Origin of the sequence: Mycobacterium sp., from assembly GCF_008709575.1 — a bacterium.
Classification (GTDB): Bacteria; Actinomycetota; Actinomycetes; order Mycobacteriales; family Mycobacteriaceae; genus Mycobacterium.
Map to the genome: position 1 here is coordinate 1 of NZ_VYIK01000087.1, position 10,556 is coordinate 10,556.

The 10,556-nt window shown below is 68.4% G+C and carries 9 protein-coding genes; 7 read left to right on the forward strand and 2 right to left on the reverse strand.

From position 1 onward, the window contains the following. Positions 1–25 precede the first annotated feature (25 nt). Positions 26–997: a phosphodiesterase gene (locus F6Q13_RS15870; RefSeq protein WP_293058536.1), complete on the reverse strand. Its 972-nt coding sequence runs from the start codon at positions 995–997 to the stop codon at positions 26–28. A gap of 75 nt (positions 998–1,072) precedes the next feature. On the opposite strand from F6Q13_RS15870, the gene pafA reads away from it, so the two are divergent. The 7 genes from pafA (at position 1,073) to F6Q13_RS15905 (ending at position 9,166) form a co-directional block, all read left to right on the forward strand. After that, the gene (gene pafA, locus F6Q13_RS15875; RefSeq protein WP_293058539.1) at positions 1,073–2,431 is read left to right on the forward strand and encodes a Pup--protein ligase; all 1,359 of its coding nucleotides are present in this window, start codon (positions 1,073–1,075) and stop codon (positions 2,429–2,431) included. An 11-nt stretch (positions 2,432–2,442) separates the two neighbouring features. Then, positions 2,443–3,441: a YafY family protein gene (locus F6Q13_RS15880; RefSeq protein ID WP_293058542.1), complete on the forward strand. Its 999-nt coding sequence runs from the start codon at positions 2,443–2,445 to the stop codon at positions 3,439–3,441. Beyond that, positions 3,438–4,397, forward strand: coding sequence for a YafY family protein (locus F6Q13_RS15885; protein ID WP_293058545.1), 960 nt, complete (start codon positions 3,438–3,440; stop codon positions 4,395–4,397). The genes F6Q13_RS15880 and F6Q13_RS15885 overlap by 4 nt, the downstream gene beginning before the upstream one ends. Before the next feature lie 23 nt (positions 4,398–4,420). Continuing rightward, the gene (tatA, locus tag F6Q13_RS15890; protein WP_293058547.1) at positions 4,421–4,651 is read left to right on the forward strand and encodes a Sec-independent protein translocase subunit TatA; all 231 of its coding nucleotides are present in this window, start codon (positions 4,421–4,423) and stop codon (positions 4,649–4,651) included. Positions 4,652–4,691: 40 nt separating this feature from the next. Further along, on the forward strand, positions 4,692–5,627 hold the full coding sequence (gene tatC, locus F6Q13_RS15895) for a twin-arginine translocase subunit TatC (protein WP_293058550.1): 936 nt from the start codon (positions 4,692–4,694) through the stop codon (positions 5,625–5,627). After that, positions 5,611–8,382: an RNA helicase gene (locus F6Q13_RS15900; RefSeq protein ID WP_293058553.1), complete on the forward strand. Its 2,772-nt coding sequence runs from the start codon at positions 5,611–5,613 to the stop codon at positions 8,380–8,382. The genes tatC and F6Q13_RS15900 overlap by 17 nt, the downstream gene beginning before the upstream one ends. Positions 8,383–8,446: 64 nt before the next feature. Next, positions 8,447–9,166 (forward strand): DUF4333 domain-containing protein, encoded by a 720-nt coding sequence (locus F6Q13_RS15905; RefSeq protein ID WP_293058556.1) that lies wholly within the window; start codon positions 8,447–8,449, stop codon positions 9,164–9,166. 58 nt (positions 9,167–9,224) lie between these two features. Here F6Q13_RS15905 and F6Q13_RS15910 read toward each other — a convergent pair. Then, the coding region (locus F6Q13_RS15910; protein ID WP_293058559.1) for a cellulose binding domain-containing protein at positions 9,225–10,556 on the reverse strand (1,332 nt) is incomplete at its 5' end.

A 10,556-nucleotide genomic window follows, 5' to 3' on the forward strand; every position in this document is an offset into this window, starting at 1 on the left:
GAGTGGTCGGCGAGTTCCTGGAACGCTACTTCCCCGTGCCGGCGCCCTGGGAACGAGTCGTCGCCGACGAGTGAGCGGTCAGCGCCGCGAACGGCTCAGCGACCCGCGGGATGCGGCCCGCCGGCAGGATACTGACTCCTGCGGCGTCGAGTTCGTGCTGCACACGCAGCGGCGGCACGTGCCGCCCGACCGTGGGTCCGGTTGCCAGCGGGACGACGGTGTGCACCACCGTGTCGGGGTAGCAGTGCACGAGGTTGAAGGCCTGCGCGCCGTCGCGGCCGCGGGTACCCGCGGCCAGCAGGTCCTGGGTGTAGCAGCTGGCCGAGGCTACCGAGACCGGGATGCCGGCGAAGGTGGCCGCGGTGGAGTAATGCAGGTGTCCGGCGAGGATGCTGCGCACGTCGGTGCCGCGCAGCACCTGAGCCAGCGGGGCCTGGTCGCGCAGCTCCACCAGCGCGGCGAGGTCCTGCACGCTGGGAACCGGCGGGTGGTGCATCGCCAGGATGGTGCCGAACGGTGCGGGTTCGGCCAGCTGTTCGGCGAGCCATTGCAGCTGCCCCGGCGCGATCTCGCCGTGGTGGTAACCGGGCACCGAGGTGTCCAGGACGATCACGCGCAACCCGGCGATGTCGTGCACGCGGTCGACCGGAGTCATGGTCGCCGCCTCGCGTAACAGGTGTGCGCGCAACGCCGCCCGGTTGTCGTGATTGCCCATCACCCAGATGACTTCGGCCCCAAGCCGGTCGGCCAACGGTTCGACCAGCTGACCTAATGTGCGGTAGGCGTCGGGTTCGCCGGTGTCGGCGAGGTCGCCGGTGAAAATCAACGCATCCAGGCGCGTTCCCGAGCGTTCGAGCCGGTCGAGCAGCTCCGACAGTCGCGCGGTGGCGTCGACGGCGTCGTAGAGGTCGCCGTCGCCGGCGACGAGGTGAGTGTCGCTGATGTGGGCGATAACGTGATCCGGCCGCGGGTACTCCGCGACCCTGGGTTTATCCACCGGGCCGAGTCTACCGGTGCGGCGCGGGCGCGGGCTTATCCACCGCCGCGTGCCGTCAACAAGTACGCTCGAATCGTGCAGCGGCGAATCATGGGCATCGAGACAGAGTTCGGTGTCACCTGCACTTTTCACGGCCATCGCCGGCTGTCGCCCGACGAGGTGGCCCGCTACCTGTTCCGCCGCGTGGTGTCGTGGGGCCGCAGCTCCAACGTGTTTTTGCGGAACGGCGCGCGGCTCTACCTGGACGTCGGCAGCCACCCGGAGTACGCCACCGCCGAGTGTGACAGCCTGGTCCAGCTCGTCACCCACGATCGGGCCGGCGAACGGGTCCTGGAAGACCTGCTGGTCGACGCCGAGCAGCGGCTGGCCGACGAGGGCATCGGCGGCGACATCTACCTGTTCAAGAACAACACCGATTCGGCGGGCAACTCCTACGGCTGCCACGAGAATTACCTGATCGTGCGGGCCGGCGAGTTTTCCCGGATCTCCGATGTGCTGCTGCCGTTCCTGGTGACCCGTCAGCTGATCTGTGGGGCGGGCAAGGTGCTGCAGACGCCCAAGGCGGCCACGTTTTGCCTGAGCCAGCGCGCCGAACACATCTGGGAAGGTGTGTCGAGCGCGACGACCCGATCACGCCCGATCATCAACACTCGCGACGAGCCGCATGCCGACGCCGAGAAATACCGGCGCCTGCACGTCATCGTCGGCGACTCCAACATGTGCGAGACCACCACCATGCTCAAGATCGGCACTGCGGCGCTGGTGCTGGAGATGATCGAAGCCGGGGTGGCGTTCCGCGACTTCTCGCTGGACAACCCGATCCGGGCCATCCGCGAGGTCAGCCACGACATCACCGGCCGCCGGCCGGTGCGGCTGGCCGGCGGGCGTCAGGCCAGTGCGCTCGACATCCAGCGCGAGTACTACGCCCGTGCCGTGGAGCACCTGCAGACCCGCGAGCCCAACGCGCAGATCGAGCAGGTCATCGACCTGTGGGGACGCCAACTGGATGCCGTGGAGAGCCAGGACTTCGCCAAGGTCGACACCGAGATCGACTGGGTGATCAAGCGCAAGCTGTTCCAGCGCTACCAGGACCGCTACAACATCGAGCTCTCCGATCCCAAGATCGCCCAGCTGGATCTGGCCTACCACGACATCAAGCGCGGGCGCGGTGTCTTCGACCTGCTGCAGCGCAAGGGCCTGGCCGCCCGGGTCACCACCGACGAGGACATCGAGGAAGCCGTCGACACCCCGCCGCAAACCACCCGGGCGCGGCTGCGCGGTGAGTTCATCAGCGCTGCGCAGGCAGCCGGCCGCGACTTCACCGTCGACTGGGTGCACCTCAAGCTCAACGACCAGGCCCAGCGCACCGTGCTGTGCAAGGACCCGTTCCGGTCGGTCGACGAGCGGGTCAGGCGGCTGATCGCGAGCATGTAGCCCGCACGCCCATGGCTACCTCCAAAGTCGAACGGTTGATGAACCTCGTCATCGCTTTGCTGTCGACCCGCGGCTACCTCACCGCCGAGAAGATCAGGGCGACGGTCGCCGGCTACGCCGACAGCGCCAGCGACGAGGCGTTCTCGCGGATGTTCGAGCGAGACAAGAACGAGCTGCGCGATCTGGGCATCCCGTTGGAAACCGGCAGGGTGTCGGCGTTGGACCCGGTGGAGGGCTACCGGATCAACCGGGACGCCTACGCGTTGCCCGAGGTGCAGCTCACCCGGGAGGAGGCGGCCGCGGTGGCGGTGGCCACCCAGCTGTGGGAGTCACCCGAACTGATCACCGCCGCCCAGGGCGCGCTGATCAAGCTGCGGGCCGCCGGCATCGAGGTCGACCCCGACGCGCCGGTGGCCATAGCGTCGCCGGCCGTCCCGGCGGGTCTGCGGGGCTCGGAGGGCAGTCTCGGCTCGCTGCTGGCCGCCATCGACGCCGGGCAGGCCGTGCAGTTCGAGCACCGGTCCTCGCGCGCGCAGGCACCCACCGTGCGCACCGTCGAACCGTGGGGCGTGGTCACCGAGCGAGGCCGCTGGTATCTGGTCGGGCACGACCGCGACCGCGACGCCACCCGGGTGTTTCGGCTGTCCCGGATCTGCGGGGCCATCACCGCGATCGGCCCCGTCGGCGCCGTCAGGCGCCCCGACGGTGTCGATCTGCGGGCCGTCGTCGCCGCGGCGGTGGCCGACGCCCCGACCGGTCTGCGCGCCCGGATCTGGGTAGCCGACGGGCGGGGAGCCGCCCTGCGGCGGGCCGGGACCATCCTGGGGCCGCGGCGCCTGGCCGGCCGCGACGGCGCGCTGATCGAACTCGACATCGGGTCCACCGACCGGCTGACCCAGGAGATCACCGGATGCGGCGCCGACGCCGTCGTGCTGGAACCGGAGTCACTGCGCGAGGAAGTGCTGGGCCGGTTGCGGGCTCAGGCGCACCACGACGGGCAACCGTCGTGACTGCGGCGTCGGCCCGGCTGGTACGGCTGCTGAACATGGTGCCCTACTTCCAGGCCAACCCGCGGGTGACCCGCGCCAAGGCCGCGGCTGACCTGGGGGTGTCGGCCGAGCAGCTGCAAGCCGACCTCGACCAGCTGTGGTGTTGCGGTCTTCCGGGCTATTCTCCCGGCGACCTGATCGACTTCGATTTCTCCGGCGACACCATCTCGGTGACCTTTTCCGCGGGCGTGGACAAACCCCTGCGACTGACCTCGCCGGAGGCCACCGTGTTGCTGGTGGCGCTGCGGGGGCTGGCGGACATCCCCGGCGTGGTCGATCCGGAGGCGGCGCGCAGCGCCATCGCCAAGATCGAGACGGCGGCCGGGATCGCTGCGCGCGCCGGTGCGGCCGTTCCGGAGCCCGCCCCCGCCCAGAGCCGGGCCGCGACCGCGGTGCGCGCGGCGGTGCGCGGCAACCGCGCGCTGGCCATCGACTATCACGCCGCCTCGCACGACACATTGTCGCGCCGCATCGTCGATCCGGTCCGCGTGGTGCTGGTCGGCGACCACAGTTACCTGGAGGCGTGGTCGCGCGAGGCCGAAGGCGTGCGGCTATTCCGGTTCGACCGCATCGTCGACGCCGTCGTGCTCGACGAACCGTCGGCGCCGCCGGAACCGGCGTCGGCGGCACCGACGGATACCTCGCTGTTCGTTGCCGATCCAGCGCTGCCGTCGGCGACGCTGCGGCTGGCCCCCTCGGCCTCGTGGATGTTCGAGTACTACCCGATGCGCCTGCTGCGGGAGCTGCCCGACGGCTACTGCGAGGCGGCGCTGACCTACGCCTCCGACGAGTGGATGACCCGCCTGGTGCTCGGCGTGGGATCGGCGGTGCGGGTGCTGGGACCGGAAACCCTGGCCCGGCGGGTGCGCGACGCGGCGACGGCAGCGTTGCGGATGTACGAGGCTGCGCTGCGGTAGCATCGAATCGGGAGGTAACCGAAGTGGGCAGTCTTAGTCCGTGGCACTGGGCGATTCTTCTCATTGCGGTGATCGTCCTGTTTGGTGCAAAGAGGCTCCCCGAGGCGGCGCGGTCGCTGGGCAAGTCCTTGCGAATCTTCAAATCCGAGGTCCGTGAACTGCAGAACGACACCCGGCCGGAAACGCCCGCCGCTCCGACGACGGTGCATTCGGAACGGGTGGAACCGCCGCCGGCCGACGGACAGTCCGGCTAGCCCGGCACCGCTGCTGCGGCACCCCTGCGCCTGAGGGATTGTGCGAACCACCGGAATGCTGCGGAAACTCGATCCGCGTCAGCGTCGCAGCCGCACCAACCCGGACGGGACCATGTCGCTCGTCGCGCACCTGACCGAGCTGCGCACCCGGCTGCTGATCTCGCTCGCGACCATCGCGCTGACCAGTGCGCTGGGGTTCATCTGGTATTCGCATTCCCTGTTCGGGCTGGAGAGCCTGGGGGAGTGGTTGCGTCACCCCTATTGCGCGTTGCCGGCCTCGGCGCGCGCGGACATCAGCGCCGACGGGCAATGCCGGCTGCTGGCCGTCGCACCGTTCGACCAGTTCATGCTGCGGTTCAAGGTCGCGCTGGCCGCCGGCGTGGTGCTGGCCTGTCCGATGTGGCTCTACCAGGTCTGGGCGTTCATCACGCCGGGTCTGTATCGCAAGGAGCGCCGCTTCGCGCTGGCGTTCGTCGTCCCGGCGGCGACGCTGTTCGTCACCGGCGCGGTGCTGGCGTACCTGGTGCTGTCGAAGGCATTGCACTTTCTGCTGACCGTCGGCAGCGACGTTCAGGTGACCGCATTGTCCGGGGAGAAGTATCTCGGTTTCCTGATCAACCTGCTGCTGGTGTTCGGCATCAGCTTCGAGTTCCCGCTGTTGATCGTGATGCTCAACCTGGCCGGTGTGCTCAGCTACCAGCGGTTGCGCTCGTGGCGGCGCGGCCTGATCTTCGCGATGTTCGTATTCGCGGCGATCTTCACTCCGGGCTCGGATCCGTTCTCGATGACCGCGCTGGGGCTGGCGCTGACCCTGCTGCTCGAACTGGCCATCCAGATCGCCCGCCTGCACGACAAACGGAAGGCCAAGCGCGCGGCGCTGACCGAGATTCCCGACGAGCAAGCCTCGACCATCGAGCCGCCGTCGGTCATCGCCGCGCCGTCGCGGATCGCCGCACCTCATGACGACGTCACCTGACGGCAGCGAGCTGGCGCGGTTCGCCGCCGGGCTGCCGTTCGGGCTCGACGACTTCCAGCGGCAGGCCTGCGCCGCCCTGGAGCAGGGCCACGGCGTGCTGGTCTGCGCACCGACCGGCGCCGGCAAGACCGTGGTCGGCGAGTTCGCGGTGCACCTGGCGCTGGCCCGGGGCGGCAAGTGCTTCTACACCACGCCGCTGAAGGCGCTGAGCAACCAGAAGCACACCGACTTCGTCGCCCGCTACGGCAAGGACCGGATCGGGCTGCTCACCGGTGATCTGTCGGTCAACGCGAATGCGCCCGTGGTGGTGATGACCACCGAGGTGCTGCGCAACATGCTCTATGCGGATTCGCCTGCACTGCAGAGGCTTTCCTACGTCGTGATGGACGAGGTGCATTTCCTGGCCGACCGGTTGCGGGGCCCGGTCTGGGAAGAGGTCATTCTGCACCTGCCCGAGGAGGTGCGGGTGGTCAGCCTGTCGGCAACGGTCAGCAACGCCGAGGAGTTCGGCGGCTGGATCCAGACCGTGCGCGGCGACACCTCGGTCGTCGTCGACGAGCATCGTCCGGTCCCGCTGTGGCAGCACATGCTGGTGGGCAAACGTCTCTTCGACCTGTTCGACTACCGCGGGGACGGTGGCGACCCGCGGGTCTCGCCGGATCTGGTGCGCCACATCGCGCACCGGCGTGAGGCGGCCCGGCTCGCCGACTGGCGGGGCTCCCGCCGCCAGGACGGACGGGCCCGGGCGGGCGCCGGCCGGCCCGGCAGGTACCGGCCGCCGTCCCGGCCGGACGTGATCGCCACCCTGGACCGGGAAGGTCTGCTGCCCGCGATCACCTTCGTGTTCTCCCGTGCGGGGTGCGACGCCGCAGTCGCCCAATGTCTGCGGTCACCGTTGCGGCTGACCACCGAGGAGGACCGGGCGCGCATTGCCGAGGTGATCGACCACCGCTGCGGGGACCTGGCCGACGCCGATCTGGCCGTGCTCGGCTACTACGAGTGGCGCGAGGGGCTGCTGCGCGGTCTGGCCGCCCACCACGCCGGCATGTTGCCGGTGTTCCGGCACACCGTCGAAGAGCTGTTCACCGCGGGTCTGATCAAAGCGGTGTTCGCCACCGAAACCCTGGCGCTCGGGATCAACATGCCGGCCCGCACCGTGGTGCTGGAACGGCTGGTGAAGTTCAACGGCGAACAGCACGCTGCGCTGACGCCGGGGGAGTACACCCAGCTGACCGGCCGCGCCGGCCGGCGCGGTATCGACGTCGAGGGTCACGCGGTGGTGGTCTGGCATCCCGACGACGAGTTCAGCGAGCCGGCCGCGGTGGCCGGTCTGGCCTCCACCCGCACGTTCGCCCTGCGCAGTTCGTTTGTGCCGTCGTACAACATGACGATCAACCTGGTCGACCGGATGGGCCCCGAACAGGCCCACCGGCTGCTGGAGCAGTCGTTTGCCCAGTATCAGGCCGACCGGTCGGTGGTCGGGCTGGTCCGCGGCGTGCAGCGCGGCCAGCGGATGCTCGAGGAAATCGCCGCCGAACTGGGCGGCCACGATGCCCCCGTTGTGGCCTATGCCCGTCTGCGCGAAAAGATCTCGGCGCGCGAGCGGGCGCTGGCCCAGGCCTCGCGCCTGCAGCGGCGACGGGCGGCCAACGAGGCCTTGGCTGCCTTGCGCCGTGGCGACATCATCACGATCCCGCACGGGCGGCGCGGCGGCCTGGCCGTCGTGCTGGAATCCGCTCGGGACAGCGCGGAGCCCCGGCCGCTGGTGCTGACCGAACACCGCTGGGCAGGCCGGATTTCGTCGGCCGACTACTCCGGCGCGGCGACACCGGTCGGGTCGATGGTCTTGCCCAAGCGAGTCGAACACCGTCAACCACGGGTCCGCCGGGATCTGGCCTCCGCGCTGCGGTCAGCGGCACAAGGTCTGGCGCCGCCGGCCGCCGCCGGCGGGCGCGGCGCACGCCGGTCGGAATCCGCGGATGCCGATGTCGATCCGGAGCTGGTGGAGCTGCGCGCGCAGTTGCGCCGTCATCCCGCTCACCACCTGCCCGACCGGGAGGCCCAGGTCCGGGTGGCGCAACGCTACCTGCGGATCGAACGCGACAACGCCGAGCTGCACAGCAAGGTGACCGCCGCCACCAACTCGCTGGCCCGCACCTTCGATCGAATCGTCGGGCTACTCACCGAGCGCGGGTTCATCCGGATGGCCGACGACGACTTGCGGCTCACCGACGATGGCCGCCTGCTGGCCCGCATCTACAGCGAGAGCGACCTTTTGGTGGCCGAATGCCTGCGCACCGATACCTGGACCGGTCTGCGGCCCGCCGAATTGGCCGGGGTGGTTTCGGCGGTGCTGTTCGAGTCACGCGGCGGCGACGGGACGGGACCACCACAGCGCACCGACGTGCTGCCGGCCCGGTTGCGTCACGCACTGCGCCGCACCGAGCAATTGTCGGACCAGTTGCGCGCCGACGAGCGGCTGCACCGGATCGCGCCGAGCCGGGCGCCCGACGAGGGGTTCGTCAGTGCGATCTACCGCTGGGCCGGCAGCGGCGACCTGGCCGCCGCGTTAACCGCCGCCGGCGACGGGACGGGTGCGCCGATCTCGGCGGGGGATTTCGTGCGCTGGTGCCGGCAGGTGCTCGACCTGCTCGACCAGGTGCGCAACGCGGCGCCCCAACCGGAGCTGCGGAGCACTGCCACAACCGCGATCGAGGCGGTTCGGCGTGGCGTCGTCGCAGTTGACGCCGGGTAGGCTGGCGCGAGCTACGGTTACCTTCGGGCAGATCGAGAGGGCAGATCGAGAGGATTGTGCAGACATGAGCGGACCACAGGGGCCCGACCCCACCCAGCCGTGGCAGCCCGATCAGGCTGACAGCCAGCAAGCCAACGGCGCAGAGCAGACCGCGCAGGCTTCGCCGTGGCAGCAGTCTGCCGCCGAGCAGCAGGCATGGCAGGCGCCCGCCTACAACCCGGCCGAATACCCCCAGTACCAGCAGCCGGCCATGCCGTACTACCCGCCGCCTCAGCAGTTCGCCCCGCCCACCGGCTATCCGCAGCAGCCCGGTCAGTACGGTGCGCCGACGCCCCAGTACGGGCCGGGGCCGTACCCGCCGCAGCCCGGTCCCTACGGCTCGTTCCCCCAGCAGCCGGGGTCCTACGGGCAGCCCTCCGCCGAGCCCGCGCCGGCGCAGCGCTCGAAGCGTGTGGTCGTGATGGCCACCGTGGGCGGCGTCTTCGCGGCGATCGTCGTCGTGGTCGTGTTGGTGCTGGGGTTTTGGGCGCCCGGGTTTTTCGTGACCACCAAACTCGACATCAACAAGGCTGAGCAGGGCGTGCAGCAGATCCTCAGCGACAGCACCACCGGGTACGGCGCCAAAAACGTCAAAGACGTCAAGTGCAACGACGGCAAGGGCGACCCCATCGTCAAAAAGGGCGCAACGTTCACCTGCGATGTCAGTATCGACGGCACCAAACGTCACGTGACGGTGACTTTCCAGGACGACAAGGGCACCTACGAGGTCGGCCGGCCCCAGTAGCGGCGATCACCATGCGACCCTGGGACCTCAGCGGGTCGGAGCACCGTCCCGGGCTGGGTCACTCGGCAAACTGTTCGAAGATCTTCGAAAACGCCCACGGTGCTTGTGCTATGCCGCTGCCGTCGAGCTGATCGGTGGCACCCAGCGTACCTTCGACGTCTTTGTTGCCCGCCCACATGGACAGCTCGCCAAGGTGGTTCTGGATGGCGAAATCGGTCAGCTGCTGCGCGTCAGCAAGGGTGAAGATCTCGGCCGGATCGTCGTTGATCCCGATTAACGGCGTTACGCCGACCATCGACCATGCTTGTGCGCTGGAAAGATCCGGATACAGCTGCATCAGCTGGCTGTGAGTGTTTTGCGCTGCTTCTATGGCCAATTCGCCCATGTTCGGGTCGCCGCCGCCATCGAAACTGCCGCCGTAATCCATCGCCATGATGTTCACGACGTTGACGTCGACACCGTATTCTTTGGCGAGTTCCAGCGGCTCCAAACCCGAGGCGGTCAGACCCGTCGGTAGCACCGGAAGGGTGTAGGAGACGGTGAGCGGGGTACCGTCCGCAGCCTCTTGTGACTCGACGGCCGCAAGCGCTTGCGCTTGCAGCTTCAGTGCGGAGGTATTACTTAGCTCTGCACCCTCTATGTCGAAGTCGAGCTTGTGAATATCGTAGCTGTTAATAACTTCCAGATAATCGTTTTCCAGGCCCGATACAGTCTGGCCCGGAACATCAGCCAGATAGGTGCCATTCTCGCCTCCGAAGGAAATTGTTGGCGAGATACCATCGGCTTCCATGGCGCTGATCTGGTTGTTGATATAAGAGATATCTGAGCCGCCGTCGACCGCATAGGCGCCGAAGCCGCCCCAAGCCGGTTGATCCTGGCTGTCAGCGACGATGAAGGCCAGTGTGGCGTCTTTAATGCCTGCGTCTGCTGCCGATGAGTAGTTGAACGCCGGGTAAAGAGTCACATCAAAATAGGGAGAGAATTCCGCTCCGCTGGTGGTGGTTCCGGTGGTGCCGGTGCTGGTAGTGCCCGTGGTGGTGCTGGTGGCGCCGGTGGTGCCCGTGGTGGTGGTGCTGGTGGCGCCGGACCCGCTGTCGACGGGTTGTCCGTCCACTGTCACCTGGGTGGGTGGGGCGTAGGCGCCGGCATCGGTCGCCTCGAAACCTAGTTTTATCGAGCCATCTGATGCGATCGTGCTGTCATAGCTTTCCGGGGTCAAGACATAGTGGTTGCCGGACTGCGTCACCACCGCGTTCCACGCATCGGTGATGGATTGACCGGCGGGCAGAGTGAATTGCAGCTGCCAGTTGTCGAGCGGGGTGGTGCCCGAGTTGGCGATCGTGTACTCGGTGACATAGCCGCCGTCCCACTGCGACGTCACCGTCGATGT